The sequence below is a fragment of the Flagellimonas oceanensis genome, assembly GCF_003992595.1.
Taxonomy (GTDB): domain Bacteria; phylum Bacteroidota; class Bacteroidia; order Flavobacteriales; family Flavobacteriaceae; genus Flagellimonas; species Flagellimonas oceanensis.
On the sequence record NZ_RZNA01000045.1, the window covers coordinates 65,521 to 81,824 of the forward strand.

14 protein-coding genes are annotated in these 16,304 nt (G+C 42.5%); 9 read left to right on the plus strand and 5 right to left on the minus strand.

The genetic code is table 11. The features are described from left to right. Window positions 1-31: 31 nt before the first annotated feature. The 5 genes from EO132_RS12755 to EO132_RS12775 all read right to left on the minus strand — a co-directional run bounded on the left by EO132_RS12755 (window position 32) and on the right by EO132_RS12775 (window position 4,573). Complete coding sequence (locus tag EO132_RS12755; protein ID WP_127138232.1) at window positions 32-538, minus strand: rod shape-determining protein MreD; 507 nt, start codon at window positions 536-538, stop codon at window positions 32-34. Continuing rightward, window positions 535-1,347, minus strand: a complete 813-nt coding sequence (mreC, locus tag EO132_RS12760; RefSeq protein WP_127138233.1) for a rod shape-determining protein MreC — start codon at window positions 1,345-1,347, stop codon at window positions 535-537. The genes EO132_RS12755 and mreC overlap by 4 nt, the downstream gene beginning before the upstream one ends. A gap of 65 nt (window positions 1,348-1,412) precedes the next feature. Next, complete coding sequence (locus EO132_RS12765; protein ID WP_127138234.1) at window positions 1,413-2,441, minus strand: rod shape-determining protein; 1,029 nt, start codon at window positions 2,439-2,441, stop codon at window positions 1,413-1,415. A 55-nt stretch (window positions 2,442-2,496) separates the two neighbouring features. Further along, complete coding sequence (gene purH / locus EO132_RS12770) at window positions 2,497-4,029, minus strand: bifunctional phosphoribosylaminoimidazolecarboxamide formyltransferase/IMP cyclohydrolase (RefSeq protein WP_127138235.1); 1,533 nt, start codon at window positions 4,027-4,029, stop codon at window positions 2,497-2,499. A gap of 91 nt (window positions 4,030-4,120) precedes the next feature. Continuing rightward, window positions 4,121-4,573, minus strand: coding sequence for a GAF domain-containing protein (locus EO132_RS12775; protein ID WP_127138236.1), 453 nt, complete (start codon window positions 4,571-4,573; stop codon window positions 4,121-4,123). Between the two features lie 132 nt (window positions 4,574-4,705). Here EO132_RS12775 and EO132_RS19590 point away from each other — a divergent pair, with 132 nt between their 5' ends. From EO132_RS19590 to EO132_RS12815, 9 genes are all read left to right on the plus strand, one after another. After that, window positions 4,706-4,918, plus strand: a complete 213-nt coding sequence (locus tag EO132_RS19590; RefSeq protein ID WP_235856455.1) for an HYC_CC_PP family protein — start codon at window positions 4,706-4,708, stop codon at window positions 4,916-4,918. After that, window positions 4,861-5,091, plus strand: coding sequence for an HYC_CC_PP family protein (locus tag EO132_RS19775; protein WP_417935893.1), 231 nt, complete (start codon window positions 4,861-4,863; stop codon window positions 5,089-5,091). The genes EO132_RS19590 and EO132_RS19775 overlap by 58 nt, the downstream gene beginning before the upstream one ends. A gap of 93 nt (window positions 5,092-5,184) precedes the next feature. Then, a complete protein-coding gene (locus tag EO132_RS12785) occupies window positions 5,185-8,925 on the plus strand; it encodes an efflux RND transporter permease subunit (protein WP_127138237.1) in 3,741 nt (1,246 codons plus the stop codon). After that, entirely contained in the window at window positions 8,922-10,142 is a 1,221-nt protein-coding gene (locus EO132_RS12790; protein ID WP_127138238.1) for a TolC family protein, read from the plus strand. The genes EO132_RS12785 and EO132_RS12790 overlap by 4 nt, the downstream gene beginning before the upstream one ends. A 16-nt stretch (window positions 10,143-10,158) precedes the next feature. Further along, the gene (locus tag EO132_RS12795) at window positions 10,159-10,494 is read left to right on the plus strand and encodes a heavy metal-binding domain-containing protein (protein ID WP_127138239.1); all 336 of its coding nucleotides are present in this window, start codon (window positions 10,159-10,161) and stop codon (window positions 10,492-10,494) included. A gap of 23 nt (window positions 10,495-10,517) precedes the next feature. Beyond that, window positions 10,518-11,069 (plus strand): helix-turn-helix domain-containing protein, encoded by a 552-nt coding sequence (locus tag EO132_RS12800; protein WP_127138240.1) that lies wholly within the window; start codon window positions 10,518-10,520, stop codon window positions 11,067-11,069. 67 nt (window positions 11,070-11,136) lie between these two features. Further along, entirely contained in the window at window positions 11,137-13,635 is a 2,499-nt protein-coding gene (locus tag EO132_RS12805) for a heavy metal translocating P-type ATPase (protein WP_127138241.1), read from the plus strand. A 7-nt stretch (window positions 13,636-13,642) separates the two neighbouring features. Then, the gene (locus tag EO132_RS12810) at window positions 13,643-14,350 is read left to right on the plus strand and encodes a hypothetical protein (RefSeq protein ID WP_127138242.1); all 708 of its coding nucleotides are present in this window, start codon (window positions 13,643-13,645) and stop codon (window positions 14,348-14,350) included. Window positions 14,351-14,354: 4 nt separating this feature from the next. After that, on the plus strand, window positions 14,355-16,079 hold the full coding sequence (locus EO132_RS12815) for an efflux RND transporter periplasmic adaptor subunit (RefSeq protein WP_127138243.1): 1,725 nt from the start codon (window positions 14,355-14,357) through the stop codon (window positions 16,077-16,079). The last annotated feature ends 225 nt before the right edge of the window (window positions 16,080-16,304 follow it).

Genomic DNA, 16,304 nt, shown 5'->3' on the forward strand with positions numbered 1-16,304 from the left:
TACATATATACCAACGGTAGAAACTACGTTTTTATTCGCTTTTTGGACTAAAAAGTGAACTGAATAATACACAAAGTATTAAAGTTACAATACCTGTGGTAAAAACTTTTTTCAAAATTAACAGGATATGGGCGATACTTAAAATTTCGAACGAAAAGAATATCAAATGGTGGAATAAAATAAGTAAAGCCAAAAAGGTAATGCGCTGCACCTTTGTGGTATTCTTGAAACTGAAATTTTGGAAATCATAGTTTACACCAAAACAAAAGCGCATAATAGCGGGACGTGCGTAAGCAATGGTTACGGATGCCAATGCATTAAGGGCGAGTGTATCCGAGAAAATATCTATGACCACTCCCAACAAAAATGCTGTGAGCATAAAAATGGCCCTGTTTCCTTTGATGGGATACCAATAAAAGAAGACCACATACACGAATGGATTGATGAATCCCAGAAAGTTCAGGTTGTTGAATATGAGAACTTGTGTGATGACCAACAACACAAAACGCAAAATATTTATGATCAGGGTGTTGTTCATTCTATCGTTCTGGATTCTAGTTCCTCGATTTCCTCTTTGTCTTTATTTTCTATCAAGTATACATTTTTGATGTTGGCCATGTCAGAAAACAGTTCCACATCAATATTGTAAAAACTCTGGGCATCATTGAGGTCGTACTTTTTGATGGTGCCGATGGGTACGTTTTCCGGAAAAATACTGGACATTCCCCCTGTAACAATGGTGTCACCTACGACTAAGGGAACCAGTCGGGGGATATCAACCAACTGGACAACGGTATAGTCTTTTGTGTCCCAAATCAAGGAGCCAAAGTATTCGGTACCCTTTATTTTGGCATTGATGTTCGATTTGGTATTGAGTACGCTCTGAACCGTGGCAAAATTGTTGGATACATTTTCCACGATACCCAAAATGCCATCTGTAGTGATTACGCCCATATCTTGGGCCACACCGTCTTTTTCGCCTTTGTCTATCAGGACATAGTTTCGGGGCGAGGTAAAACTGTTCTTGATAAGTTTGGCATCCAAAACCTGATATACCGCCAAAGTGGAGTCCAAGGGTTCAACACTGTCATATTGGGCATTGAACAACATTTTGCGCAACTGCTGATTTTCCTCTACCAATCTATTGTTCTCCTCTTGCAGGTTGAAATAAGAGGACACATCGGAACCAGCACCATAAATGCTTCCCGTGACCCATCGTGAGGAGTTAAAAAACTTGGATTGATGGTAGGTATGCGACCGAATGGTCATCACCAATGCGATAAACGCAAAAAACGCATACAGAAATGCATTTCTATAACGTAAAATAAAATTGATGATGCGTTGCATGCAATCGTATCGTTAAGAAGGTTTTTCAACTCCTTGAAGGTAATAGAACTGCAAGGATTACAGCGCTATTTTATTAAAATACTTTTATAGCGTTCCAGGTTTTTAAGTGCAATACCCGTTCCTCGAACAACCGCTCTCAAAGGGTCTTCGGCAATGTAAACGGGCAAATCGGTTTTTTGGGAAAGCCTTCTGTCCAGTCCACGGAGCATGGACCCTCCACCTGCTAAATAAATACCTGTATTGTAAATATCGGCGGCAAGCTCCGGAGGTGTTTGGGACAAGGTTTCCATAACCGCATCCTCAACACGCAAAATACTTTTATCAAGAGCTTTGGCTATTTCCCGATAAGAAACCTGGACTTGCTTGGGTTTTCCCGTCAATAGATCACGACCTTGGATGGATTTATCTTCGGGTGGGGATTTCAAATCCTCTGTGGCCGAACCAATTTCTATTTTGATGGCTTCCGCAGTACTTTCACCTACATACAAGTTGTGTTGTGTACGCATGTAATAAATGATATCGTTGGTAAACACATCACCCGCAATTTTAACGGATTTATCACAAACAATACCTCCTAGTGCGATGACCGCAATTTCCGTGGTACCACCACCTATATCCACGATCATGTTTCCTTTGGGCTGCATAATATCGAGACCGATACCAATCGCAGCGGCCATGGGTTCATGGATCAGGTAGACCTCTTTACCGTTTACGCGTTCTGCAGACTCTCGAACCGCACGCATTTCCACTTCGGTAATCCCGGATGGGATACAAATGACCATGCGCAAAGCAGGTGGGAACCACTTTTTCTTTAACGCCGGAATGTTTTTGATGAACATGCTGATCATCTTCTCTGACGCATCAAAGTCAGCGATTACACCGTCTTTCAACGGTCGTATGGTTTTGATGTTTTCATGGGTTTTCCCCTGCATCATATTGGCTTCGCGGCCCACCGCGATTATTTTTCCTGATACGCGGTCCCTAGCCACAATGGAAGGACTGTCGACAACCACTTTGTCCAAGTGGATGATCAGGGTATTTGCAGTACCAAGGTCAATGGCAATTTCCTCGGTCATGAAATCAAAAAATCCCATAAAAAAAGCGTCTATTTCGGATTAACGGTAAAATTTATCGGCTAAAGTACTAAAATTAATGTTTAAAATGTCTAGTACCTGTCATCACCATGGCCAATCCGTTTTCGTTGCAATAATCAATGCTCAATTGGTCTTTGATGGAACCTCCTGGTTGAATCACGCTTTTAATGCCAGCTTTATCCGCAATCTCCACACAATCAGGGAATGGGAAGAACGCATCGCTGGCCATAACGGCACCGTCCAAATCAAAATCGAATGACTTTGCTTTGTGGATGGCTTGGTTCAATGCATCAACACGTGAAGTTTGACCTGTTCCGCTGGCACACAATTGTTTGCTCTTGGCCAAAACAATGGTGTTACTCTTGGTGTGCTTGCACAATTTGGAAGCAAAGATCAAATCCTCAATTTCTTCTGGCGTAGCTTGCTTTTCGGTTACAGGGGTCAAATCTTCTTTGGAATCGGTTTTGGAATCCTTATCCTGAACCAAAACACCGTTCAAGCAAGTTCTGACCAAAGTTTCTGGCAATTCAATCTCGTTTTGAATTAAAATGATTCTGTTCTTCTTGCCCTTCAAGATTTCCAAAGCTTCATCTGAATAGCTGGGAGCAATTACCACTTCACAGAACAGTTTGTGGATTTCCTCTGCCGTGGGCCTGTCAATTTCAACATTGGAAATCAGAATACCGCCAAAAGCGGAAACAGGGTCACCGGCCAATGCATCCACATAGGCTTGGTGTATTGTGCTACGCGTAGCCAATCCACACGCATTGTTGTGTTTTAGAATGGCAAAGGTAGGGTCGTCATTTTTGAATTCACCCATTAGGTTTACCGCAGCATCAACATCCAATAGGTTATTGTACGATAGCTCCTTCCCATGAAGTTTTGAGAACATGGCATCAAAATCCCCAAAAAAGAATCCTTTTTGGTGTGGGTTTTCTCCGTAGCGCAACACTTGACCTTTGGTCTCGCTGATCTTCAATACGGTTTCTTCTTTCTCTTTGTTGAAGTAATTGAAGATAGCAGTATCGTAATGTGAAGAAATATTGAAGGCCTTGGTGGCAAAACGTTTACGGTCTTCCAAGGTAGTGGATCCATTTCCTTCGGAAATCACGTTTAAAAAGTCTACGTAATCCTCCATGGATGATACACAAAGTACATCCTTGAAGTTTTTGGCGGCAGCCCTGATCAGGGAAATACCACCGATATCGATTTTCTCGATAATATCCTGTTCGGATGCACCGCTGGCGACGGTTTTCTCGAAAGGATATAGGTCTACAATGACAATGTCCAACTGAGGAATGTCGAATTCCTTCATTTGGGACACATCATTATCATTGTCCTGCCTGTTCAGAATCCCTCCAAAAACCTTGGGGTGCAATGTCTTTACACGACCGCCCAAAATGGATGGGTAGCTGGTCACATCTTCAACAGGTACCACATCGATACCAAGGTCTCGGATAAATTTTTCGGTTCCCCCTGTAGAATAAAGGGTTACACCTAGTTCATCCAATTTTTTCACAATAGGTTCCAATCCGTCTTTGTGGAAAACGGAAATCAATGCAGCGGAGGCTTTTTTGGCAGTACTCATTTCTATCTTAAAAATCAATTTCTTAAACGTACAAAAGTACTTGATCTGTCCCTAAAAAGCAGTACGGTTTATTAACAAAATGGGAGAAGTTTTACAGGATTTCGGCCACTTTCTGATTGATGAATTCCAAAAAGCGCTCATCTTCCTCGGTAAATGGGTCGGGTGTGTTGGAATCGATATCGATTTGGCCCACATTTTCCCCATTGATAAACAAGGGGACTACGATCTCAGATTTGACCGTAATGCTACAAGCGATATAGTTGTCCTGTGCGGCCACATCAGGTACTACAAAGTTCTCGTTGCTCACCGCAACCTGTCCACAAATGCCCTTTCCAAAAGGTATGATGGTGTGGTCGGTAGGAGCGCCAGCGTAGGGTCCCAATTTCAGTTCTTCCTTGTCACCATTCTTAAAATAGAACCCAACCCAATCGTAATGATTCACATTACTGCGCAAAAGTTCACAGATTTCGCCCAAACGGGTATCCACGGATTTGGTTCCGTCCTTTACGATTTCAAGTACCTTGGGTTCCAAAGATTTTAGCATGAGGGTTTTTTTTTGCAAATGTATTGAATCATGGATTTGTACGACAAATTAAATAATGCTTACATGTTGAAAACAGATAAAGTTCTGTTAAGCAAAACAATAAATGTTAATATTTTGTAGTTTTGTAATCGAATGAAACAGTTTTTTCATCAAATAGTGTCCTCTTTAATGGCCCTTTTGGTCTTGGCTTCCACGGTTTCGTGGACGGTGGACAAGCATATTTGCATGGGCCGTGTAATGGATATATCCCTTTTTCGCATGCAGATGATTGCGGAATGGATATGGATATGGAAAAATCCTGTTGCGATGATGAAACTTTCACTGTTCAAGGTCAGGACGACCTAAAAATCTCTTTCGAGAACTTTGATTTGGACCAACAAGTCTTCTTGGTAAGTTTTGTCCAAACCTATTTTCATCTTTTCGAAATTGATTCCGAAGAACCAAGCACTTTCAGTGAGTACAACCCACCACCATTGATACGGGATGTGCAGGTACTTGACCAGACTTTCCTTATTTGATTTAAGCATTGATTGAATTTTCCCGACCCGAATGGTCGGGCAGTTGCGTTTATACGCGTTTTCCTGTCAATCTAATGTTTAAATCAAAGCTTTATGCTGAACAAAAGCATCAAATTTTTAATAGAGAACAAATTGGTAGCCGTGTTGCTCCTGCTGGTTTTTATGGCTTGGGGTATCGTAAGCACACCTTTTAATTGGGATACGGGCGGTGTTTTGCCGAGTAATCCGGTCGCAGTGGATGCCATACCTGACATTGGCGAGAACCAACAGATCGTTTTTACCAAATGGCCCGGTCGCTCTCCTCAAGATATCGAGGATCAAATAACTTATCCATTGACCACTTCCTTATTGGGTATTCCAGGGGTGAAAACCATTCGAAGTTCTTCTATGTTCGGGTTTTCTAGCATCTACATCATTTTTGAGGAAGATGTGGAATTCTACTGGAGCCGAAGCCGTATTTTGGAAAAACTCAATTCACTTCCAAACAACCTATTGCCCGATGGTGTAAATCCAGCTTTGGGACCCGATGCCACTGCTTTGGGCCAGATTTTCTGGTACACCTTGGAAGGTCGCGATAAAGATGGCAATGTCACCGGAGGATGGGATTTGCAAGAGCTTCGTAGTGTGCAGGATTACTATGTAAAATACGCATTGTCATCCGCAGCGGGCGTGTCCGAGGTAGCATCTATTGGAGGATTTGTACAGGAATACCAAATAGATGTAGATCCCGAACTGATGAAGCAGTACAATGTTGGGCTGAAACAAGTTGTAAAAGCTGTAAAGCAAAGTAATCGGGATATTGGGGCACAGACCCTGGAGATCAATAAAGCTGAGTATTTGGTGCGCGGGTTGGGTTACATCAAATCTTTGGACGACATAAAGAACGCCGTAGTTACAGCAACGGATTATACCTCCATTCGCGTTCAGGATGTGGCCCGAGTTTCTTTGGGGCCAGCTGTTCGTCGTGGGATTTTGGACAAGGAAGGTGCTGAAGTAGTTGGAGGTGTGGTCGTGGCCCGTTATGGAGCCAATCCATTGGAAGTCATCAATAACGTAAAAGAGCAGATTAAGGAATTGAGCGCAGGGCTTCCCTCCAAAGAGTTGAAGGATGGAACCACTTCGCAACTCACCATTGTTCCTTTTTACGACAGGACAGAACTTATCCAAGAAACGTTGGGAACGCTCAACGAAGCCTTGACCCTAGAGATTCTAATTACCATTTTAGTGATTGTGGTCATGGTGTTCAATCTAAGGGCCTCTGTTTTAATTTCTGGTTTGCTTCCTGTTGCTGTTTTGATGGTCTTCATTGCCATGAAAATGTTTGGCGTAGATGCCAATATTGTTGCCCTATCAGGTATAGCGATTGCCATAGGAACCATGGTCGATGTCGGAGTGATCCTCTCCGAAAATATCATCCGTCACATGGATGAAAACGATAAAAATTTATCTACAAATGAGGTGGTGTACAACGCGACCTCCGAAGTTTCAGGTGCTATTTTAACTGCAGTGCTGACGACCATCATTAGTTTCATTCCTGTCTTTACCATGGTCGGCGCCGAAGGAAAACTCTTCAGGCCCTTGGCCTTTACCAAAACCATGGCATTGACGGCATCCATTATCGTAGCCCTGTTTTTGATTCCACCTTTTGCCGCTATCATTTTTAGAAAGAAAAGTTCCAATCAAACCATCAAATACATTTGGAATGGGCTTTTGATTGCTTTGGGATTAATTGCCATCGCTTTTGGATATTGGTTGGGCTTGGCCCTGATTGCTTTTGGTGCTACAGGAATCCTCAAATTGAGAGAGGTTATTGATGAAAAGAAAGCAGGAATGCTCAATGTGGGTATCTGCGTTGCAACGATTGTTTTCTTATTGGCCACATATTGGAGGCCTTTGGGCTTTGATCGCAGTATTGGCATCAACTTGCTCTTTGTTGGGTTGGTTTGTGGTGTGTTATTGGGAGTATTCTACTTCTTCAGACAATACTACAGCCGAATTTTGACATGGGCTTTGGAAAACAAATTGTTGTTCCTGTCCATTCCGACCGTCATCGTTGTTTTCGGATTCTTTATTATGCGAAATACAGGTCAAGAGTTCATGCCTTCCTTAAATGAAGGTTCTTTCCTCTTGATGCCGACTTCTTTACCTCATGCTGGAGTTGAAGAAAACAAACGGGTCTTGCAACAGTTGGATATGGCCGTTGCTACTATTCCGGAAATCCAAACCGTAGTAGGGAAAGCTGGAAGAACGGAATCCGCTTTGGATCCTGCACCACTTTCCATGTACGAGAACATTATTCAATACAGGTCGGAATATCAAAAAAATGAAGCGGGAAGTCCACAGCGATTTAAGGTCAATGCTGACGGCTATTTTGAATTGAGCAATGGAAAAGTGCTGGCCAATCCAAATGTGGAGGTAAGTAATGAGCAAAATTATGCCGAAAACCATGTGAGCGAACCATTGCGAATCGATAGAGATCTTTTGATTCCAGATGATGATGGGGAATACTTTAGAAACTGGCGTACCGAGATCAAGAAACCGGACGATATCTGGAACGAAATTGTGAAAGTAGTGAAACTGCCCGGAGTTACTTCGGCTCCCAAATTACAACCCATCGAAACGCGGTTGGTGATGCTTCAAACAGGGATGCGTGCACCCATGGGCATCAAAGTAAAAGGTCAGGACTTGAAAGAAATTGAAAACTTCGGTCTTCAACTGGAACCGATTCTAAAAGAAGCTACCGGGGTTAAAGATGAAGCTGTTTTTGCGGACCGAATCGTTGGAAAGCCCTATCTCCTTATCGATATTGACCGCGAAAAACTCGTTCGATACGGTCTTGTTATCGAAGATGTACAGCAAATCTTGGAGGTTGCCCTTGGTGGGATGACGTTGACCCAAACTGTGGAAGGAAGGGAACGTTATGGTGTTCGGGTTCGTTACCCAAGAGAACTTAGGGAAAATCCCACCGATATCGGGAACATTTATGTTCCTGTACAAAAAGGCAGCCCTGTTCCTTTGAGCGAATTAGTGACCATTCGATACGAGCAAGGTCCACAAGCCATTAAAAGTGAGGATACTTTTTTGGTCGGCTATGTACTGTTTGATAAGCAAGATGGATATGCCGAAGTTGATGTCGTGGAAAATGCCCAAGCCAAGATTTTGGAAAAGATAGAAAGTGGGGAACTGATAGTGCCCAAAGGTATCAGTTATCAGTTTACGGGCTCGTATGAAAACCAGTTGCGGGCAAAGAAAACCTTATCAGTAGTAGTGCCGTTGGCGCTGTTGATCATATTTTTGATTCTGTACTTCCAGTTTAGGTCAGTTCCCACGTCCTTGATGGTCTTTTCAGGGATTATGGTGGCATTTGCCGGCGGATTTTTAATGATATGGTTCTATGGGCAGGATTGGTTCCTCAACTTCAGTTTTATGGGAGAAAACCTGCGGGACCTTTTCCAAATGCACACGATTAATCTTAGTGTGGCGGTCTGGGTAGGTTTTATTGCCTTGTTCGGAATTGCTACGGATGATGGGGTGGTAATGGCCACGTATCTTACCCAAACTTTTGATAAGAACCGACCCGATAGCTTGAAAGGTATTCGCGCTTCGGTTTTGGAAGCAGGAGAAAAACGAATCAGACCTTGTTTGATGACTACAGCGACTACAATTTTAGCGCTATTGCCCGTACTTACCAGTACAGGCAGAGGAAGTGATATAATGATTCCCATGGCCATTCCAAGTTTTGGGGGTATGTTGATTGCCTTGATCACCTTGTTTGTGGTACCCGTACTGTACAGTTGGAAAAGTGAATTGCAACTTAAAATGCAAAACCGATGAGAAAAATATTCATATATGTAGTTTTTGCTTTAGCAGTAATTGGTCTAAAAGCTCAGTCCTTGGAAAGCTATCTTCTGGAAGCGGAATTGAACAGTCCCATGATTCAGGCTTTGGAATTACGCTATAATATTGCCAAGGAAAAAGTGAAAGAGGTAAACACATTGCCCAACACTACAATTGGAGCTGGGTATTTTGTGAGCGAACCAGAGACGAGAACAGGGGCACAACGAGCAAAGTTTTCGGTATCTCAGATGTTGCCTTGGTTTGGTACTATCACAACTCGTGAAAATTATGCAAGTTCCATGGCAGAGACCGAGTATGCCGAAATAGTGATTGCCAAACGAAAATTGGCCCTTTCCGTAGCGCAATCGTATTACAAACTATATGGAATTCAGGCTAAACAACAGGTGCTTCAGGAAAACATCCAATTGCTCAAAACTTACGAAACGTCGGCCCTGACCTCTGTGGAAGTGGGAAAGGCTTCGGCTGTGGATGTGTTGAAACTTCAAATTCGACAAAACGAATTGCAGCAACAGAAAGAAGTATTGGAACAATCCTATATCGCAGAGCAGGCCGTTTTCAATAATCTATTGAATCGTGAGGAAGGTATTTCTGTTGAGGTGGTGAATGAAATGGATATACCCGAAGAAGACCCTATCCTGAACAAGGAAGATTTGAGCCTCAACCCTGAATTGTTGAAATACGATCGGTTGTATGAATCGGTTACCCAATCGGAATTGCTCAACCAAAAAGAGAATGCACCAAGCTTTGGGATTGGGTTGGATTACATTCCTGTCTCGGAACGGGATGACATGGTTTTTAGCGATAATGGGAAGGATATCGTAATGCCGATGGTCACTTTTTCAGTGCCTATTTTCAATAATAAATTTAAATCGACCACCAAACAAAACGAGCTTCGTCAAAAGGAGATTGAACTTCAAAAAGAAGAACGATTGAACGTCTTGGAAAATGCTTATGCCAATGCCATTTCGCAACGAAACCAAGCGAGAATAGCGCATCAAACCCAAACAAAGAATTTAAAACAGGCGAAGGATGCCGAAGAAATCCTGATCAAGAATTATGAAACGGAAACTATTGACTTTAACGATGTGTTGGATATTCAGGAGTTACAGTTAAAGTTCCAGTCCAATCAAATACAATCTGTGCAGTTGTACTACCTGCAATCTGCCATCATCAATTATTTAATTAACAAGTAAATTTAATTTATCAAAAATGAGAACAAACATTAGAACTATTATCGGAATCGCATTCGCTTCAGTATTGGTACTTACCGTATCGTGCAAAGGGAAAACAGAGGAGGTAAAGGAAACTTCCACCGAAGCGACCACGGAGCATGAAGGTCACGATATGGATAATATGGACCATGAAGGACGTGATATGGACAACATGGAAACCGCAGATAAACAAGGTAAGGAGTACACTTCCAAATATGTTTGCCCAATGCACTGCGAAGGTAGTGGTAGTGACGAAGAAGGGAAATGTCCAGTCTGTGGTATGACCTACGTGTTGAACGATGACTTTCAAATGGAAGAACACGACCAACATTAATTAAAAATTCATTTGTACCGAAGATGCGCATTAAAGTAAAAAATATGGTTTGCGATAGATGCAAAGCAATTCTAAAACAAGAGTTTGGCAAGGCTGGTATCGAAGTGGTGCAACTGGAGTTGGGCGAAATTCAGTTTGCTGAAAATGCCCTAATAAAAATGGAAGGGATTCGGGAAATTTTGGTCAAAAATGGTTTTGAATTGATAGAAGATTTGAATGATAGCTACATTGCTGACATTAAAAAATACTTGCTCAATGCCTTGAATGATGATTTGTACCAGAATCTCTCGAAATACCTTTCAGAAAAAATAAACAAAGAGTATTCGTCTCTCAGTAAAATGTTCAGGGCCAAAGAAGGCCTGACCATTGAAAAATATTTCATCCTTTTAAAGGTTGAGAGGGTAAAGGAAGAAATTCAAATGGAGACGAAAACATTTTCGGAGATCGCTTACGATTTGAACTATAAAAGTAGTAGCCATTTGGCCAAACAATTTAAATCGATAACCGGAATGTCGATGAGCGACTATCGAAAAGTACAAGATTGGAATCGGAAGCCTTTGGATGAAATTGTATAAAAGACATCCAGAATTGTAAAAAACTTCCAACTGGTGTTCAGTTAGTTTTGAATAAAAAACAAACAAGATGAAGCATACCTATCACATACACGGAATGAGCTGTAATGGCTGTAGAAAGCATGTAGAAGAAACCTTGTCCAAAGTGGATGGAGTGAATGCGGTTGAAGTGAATTTGGAAAAAGCCGAGGCCTTGATTGAGATGGAGGGGCATATTCCGATCGAAAGGTTCCAAGAAGCTCTGGAAAACGATGGGGGTGGGTACAGTATTCATGCGAACGGTCAACATCATAAACCGGAGAAGAAGGAGAAGAAAGCGGTTTCCAATGGTAACGGTACCTTTTATTGCCCTATGCAATGTGAAGGAGACAAAACCTATGACAAGCCCGGTGATTGTCCTGTCTGTGGCATGGATCTAGTAGAAGAGCAAAATACAGCTGCAAGCTCAAAGCAGCAATGGACCTGTCCCATGCACCCCGAAGTTGTGGAAGATGCTCCAGGTTCCTGTCCAAAATGTGGAATGGATTTGGTGCCAAAAGAACCAGAAGCCAGTGCTGAGGAAAAAACGTATAAAAAACTGCTCAAAAAGTTTTGGATAGCCTTTGCGTTCGCATTGCCCATCTTTTTGATTGCCATGAGCGATATGATGCCCAATAATCCGCTTCATGAAATACTGGCTCCAAAATATTGGAATTGGGTGCAGTTCGCATTGTCGATTCCTGTGGTTTTTTATGCTACTTGGATGTTTTTTGAAAGAGCCTACCGAAGTATCAAAACATGGAACTTGAACATGTTTACCTTAATCGGGATTGGAGCTGGAGTGGCTTTTGTGTTCAGTGTACTTGGATTATTGTTTCCAGATTTTTTCCCTGATCAGTTTAAAGGGGAAACAGGTGCGGTCCATGTTTATTTTGAAGCAGCAACCGTAATCCTTACCCTGGTGCTTTTAGGTCAATTGTTGGAGGCCAGAGCGCATAGCAAAACAAATAATGCGGTAAAGGAATTATTGAAATTGGCACCCAATAAGGCTATCAAAGTAGTCGATGGAGAAGAAGTCGAGGTAAGCATTGATGATATTGAACTTGGTGATGTCTTACGCGTTAAACCCGGAGAAAAAATTCCCGTGGATGGTGTTATAACCGAGGGGGAAACTTCTGTGGATGAATCCATGATCACAGGGGAACCCATTCCCGTTGAGAAGGGAGTAGAGGATAAAGTGAGCAGCGGTACTATCAATGGGAATCAAACGTTTTTGATGAAGGCCGAAAAAGTGGGTAGTGACACCCTGCTTTCGCAAATTATCAGCATGGTAAACGAGGCGAGCCGAAGTCGTGCGCCCATCCAGAATTTAGCCGATAAGGTGTCCGCCTATTTTGTGCCGACTGTTGTTGTTATTTCCATTTTGACCTTTGGAGTATGGGCCATTTGGGGACCGCAGCCAACCTATGTGTTTGCCTTGATCAATGCCATTGCGGTTTTGATCATTGCATGCCCTTGTGCTTTAGGACTTGCCACACCCATGTCCGTAATGGTAGGAGTCGGAAAAGGCGCCCAAAATGGAGTGTTGATCAAAAATGCTGAAGCTCTGGAGAAAATGGCGGATGTGGACACCTTGATTATTGATAAAACGGGAACCATTACCGAAGGAAAACCCACCTTTGGTCACTTGGAAGTTTTTTCGGATGAGTATTCGGAGAAAGATTTACTGCAATACCTAGTTTCGGTCAATGCCAATAGTGAACATCCTTTGGCTCAAGCGACCGTAAAATATGGTCAGGAGCAAGGCATCAAAATGCTAAAAACAAAATACTTTAATGCCGTTACAGGCATGGGGGTGGAAGGAAAGATCAAAGACTCTGAAATTCATTTGGGGAACATCAAACTGATGGAAAAAGCCAATGTGGAGATTTCTGATGAGATGAAGGATAAGGTCAAAAATGCACAAGAAAAAGGAAAAACAGTTTCCTATCTGGCTGTAGACGGTAAATGTCATGGTTTTGTGGCAATCGGGGATAGAATCAAGAAGACCAGTGGTAAGGCCATCAAAGCGATTCAGAATAAGGGAATTTCGGTAATCATGCTGACTGGCGACAATGCAACTACTGCCCAAGCCGTTGCGAATGAGTTAAACTTGAACGATTTCAAAGCAGAGACCCTACCTGAGGACAAAATGAAGGAAGTGGAGCGCTTGCAGAGTGAAGGTAAAGTGGTCGCTATGGCGGGTGATGGTATCAACGATGCACCAGCATTGGCCAAAAGTAACTTGGGTATTGCTATGGGTACCGGTACCGATGTGGCCATAGAAAGTGCCATGATTACTTTAGTAAAAGGGGACTTGCACGGTATTGTAAAAGCACGGAACCTCAGTGAGGCCGTCATGAAAAACATAAAACAAAACTTATTTTTCGCATTGATATACAACACTATCGGTGTACCAGTTGCAGCAGGTGTACTCTATCCCTTTTTCGGGATTTTGCTTTCGCCCATGATAGCTGCCTTGGCGATGAGCTTTAGCTCGGTATCGGTAATAGCCAATGCATTGAGATTGCGAACTAAATCAATCGACTAAAACAAAAATGGTAAAACGGACGACAGCGGTTAAAATTAGAAAGGCCCATAGGTATTTGGGCATATTCTTGGGCATTCAATTCATTATGTGGACAGCAAGTGGTCTCTACTTTAGTTGGACGGATATTGACGAAATCCACGGAGATCATTTCAGGAATATGGACTATGAACCTGTAGCTTTTGATGGACTTATTGGTTTTTCAGAAGTTAATTTGCCCGTTAAAATCAGTTCGTTGAACTTAAAGGAGATTGCAGGAAAGCCTTATTACTGGATCAATAACGACTATTTAGTGGATGCCAAAAATGGCAATCTTAAAGCGGGGATTACAGAAGAGGAAGCGTTGGCAGTGGCGGAGCGTCAAATGTCACCTGAATTAAAAGTGAAAGGAGTTGAGGTAATCAAAGAAACCGATAAGCACCATGAATATCGAGAAAAAAAACTACCTGCCTATGTGATTAGCTACGACTCACCAGAGAATATCAAAGCCTACGTTTCAGTGGCCGATGGGTCGTTTCAAACCGTACGGCATCGTAATTGGAGATGGTTCGATTTTCTCTGGATGACACATACCATGGATTACGAAAGCAGGGATGATTTCAACACAACCGTGCTCCGAGCTTTCTCACTCTTGGGACTGATTACCGTGTTGAGCGGATTTTTACTTTGGTTTACCTCGTCACCCACGATGAGGAAAGTGGTTAAACGAAAAAGATAACGTTATGAAAAAGGAAAACATCATATACATTGGGATAGCCGTTGTGGTTGGATTGTTGGTGGGGTATCTCATATTTGGGGGCAATGCTGAAACTACTTCAATGAATGAACCTGACCACACCGCTGAATCAACTTCGGGGGAAATGTGGACTTGTTCCATGCACCCGCAGATCATGAAGCAAGAGCCAGGCTCATGCCCGATCTGCGGAATGGATTTGATTCCTGCTGATAATGCAGGCGAGGGGCTTATGGCCAATCAAATTAAAATGACGGAGAATGCCATGATTTTGGCAGGGGTGGAGACGGTTCGAGTTGGCGCAGCTAAGGATGGGGAAGAAAACATAAAGGTTTCCGGCAAAGTTGTTGTCAATCAGGAATCGGATGCGGTGCAATCTGCCTACTTTGATGGGCGAATAGAAAACATCTTTGTCAATTTTGAGGGAGAAGAAGTCCGAAAAGGTCAAAAGTTGGCCACGATTTATGCGCCAGCCTTGGTTTCCGCCCAGCAAGAATTATTGACAGCTGCCACTTTAAAGGAATCCCAACCGGAATTGTACAAAGCGGTCCGGAACAAATTAAAGCTTTGGAAATTGTCCGAAGCACAGATTAATCAAATCGAAAGCTCTGGACAGGTACAGGAAAACTTTCCAGTATATGCCAATGTAGGCGGAGTGGTTTCAGAAATTAAGGTGGAAGAAGGTGATTATATCAAGACAGGCTCGCCTTTGGTGAAAGTGGCCGACTTGAATTCCGTTTGGGCCATTTTTGATACTTATGAAAACCAGTTGAGTTTGTTTGAAGAAGGTCAGACGTTGCATGTAACGACAACATCATATCCCAATGAAACATTCCCTGCCAAAGTCTCTTTTGTAGCTCCAACATTGAACAAGAATACAAGAACATTGGAGGTGCGTGCAGAACTTGACAATACAAGAGGGATGCTCAAGCCAGGTATGTTTGTGCAAGCCGAAGTTGAGGTGCGGGACGATCAGGAAGATGGGGTGTTGACCATTCCTGAAAGTGCTGTTTTGTGGACAGGAAAACGGTCTTTGGTCTATGTACAGCCTAATCCAGATAATTCCATTTTTGAAATGCGAGAAGTACAGTTGGGTAACTTACGAAATGGGGATTATGTGGTCAATTCAGGTTTGGAATCTGGGGATTTAGTCGTGGCCAAAGGTACTTTTACGGTGGATGCAGCAGCGCAATTACAAGGAAAAAGATCCATGATGAATCAAGATGGGGAAACCATGCAAATGGGTAATGGAGCTCATTCTAGCATGTCAATGGCGTTTTCCCAAGAAGCACAAGGTAAGTTTGGGGATTTGTTAAAGGTTTATTTGGATTTAAAGGATGCTCTAGTTGCTTCGAATCAGGAACAAACGCAAACATGGGCACAAAAAGGAGCTGGAATGGCTTCAGAAATCAGCAATATGCAAATGGATGACATGGGAAAGACCCATATGTCCAAATTAGCGGAACAATTCAGGGATATGGCTTCAAAAAATAAACTGGAGAATCAACGAGATGTTTTTGTCCGCCTTTCCCAAAATATGATTCAAATAGGGCAGCAAATGCAAAATTTAGATACAAAGCTTTATGTGCAACGTTGTCCGATGGCCAATAATGATAAGGGGGCTGATTGGCTCAGTCTGGAGGAAGAAATCCGGAATCCCTACTATGGTGATGCCATGCTCACTTGTGGCAGTGTAGTGGGAACCATCGACTAGTTTTAGTTAATATTTAGCCAAATAAATGATACGGATTCATTTCTGAAATACATTTACTTCAGTTTTTAAATTATTGACTGATGAAACAAGCAAAGTCAAACGGAAAGTCATCTCCTGCAAAAGCTGTGAAGCCTGTTGCCAAGAAGACTGCCCAAGCTACTGGTAAGAAGAAGTAACTTGTGGTTTTTGGTTCTCTGCAGAACCGTACAACTTAAGAGAAAAGAA

Coding starts and splice junctions, on each gene's coding strand:
- EO132_RS12755 (WP_127138232.1), bottom strand. CDS start 538: ATGAACAACACCCTGATCATAAATATTTTGCGTTTTGTGTTGTTGGTC.
- mreC (WP_127138233.1), bottom strand. CDS start 1,347: ATGCAACGCATCATCAATTTTATTTTACGTTATAGAAATGCATTTCTG.
- EO132_RS12765 (WP_127138234.1), bottom strand. CDS start 2,441: ATGGGATTTTTTGATTTCATGACCGAGGAAATTGCCATTGACCTTGGT.
- purH (WP_127138235.1), bottom strand. CDS start 4,029: ATGAGTACTGCCAAAAAAGCCTCCGCTGCATTGATTTCCGTTTTCCAC.
- EO132_RS12775 (WP_127138236.1), bottom strand. CDS start 4,573: ATGCTAAAATCTTTGGAACCCAAGGTACTTGAAATCGTAAAGGACGGA.
- EO132_RS19590 (WP_235856455.1), top strand. CDS start 4,706: ATGAAACAGTTTTTTCATCAAATAGTGTCCTCTTTAATGGCCCTTTTG.
- EO132_RS19775 (WP_417935893.1), top strand. CDS start 4,861: ATGGAAAAATCCTGTTGCGATGATGAAACTTTCACTGTTCAAGGTCAG.
- EO132_RS12785 (WP_127138237.1), top strand. CDS start 5,185: ATGCTGAACAAAAGCATCAAATTTTTAATAGAGAACAAATTGGTAGCC.
- EO132_RS12790 (WP_127138238.1), top strand. CDS start 8,922: ATGAGAAAAATATTCATATATGTAGTTTTTGCTTTAGCAGTAATTGGT.
- EO132_RS12795 (WP_127138239.1), top strand. CDS start 10,159: ATGAGAACAAACATTAGAACTATTATCGGAATCGCATTCGCTTCAGTA.
- EO132_RS12800 (WP_127138240.1), top strand. CDS start 10,518: ATGCGCATTAAAGTAAAAAATATGGTTTGCGATAGATGCAAAGCAATT.
- EO132_RS12805 (WP_127138241.1), top strand. CDS start 11,137: ATGAAGCATACCTATCACATACACGGAATGAGCTGTAATGGCTGTAGA.
- EO132_RS12810 (WP_127138242.1), top strand. CDS start 13,643: ATGGTAAAACGGACGACAGCGGTTAAAATTAGAAAGGCCCATAGGTAT.
- EO132_RS12815 (WP_127138243.1), top strand. CDS start 14,355: ATGAAAAAGGAAAACATCATATACATTGGGATAGCCGTTGTGGTTGGA.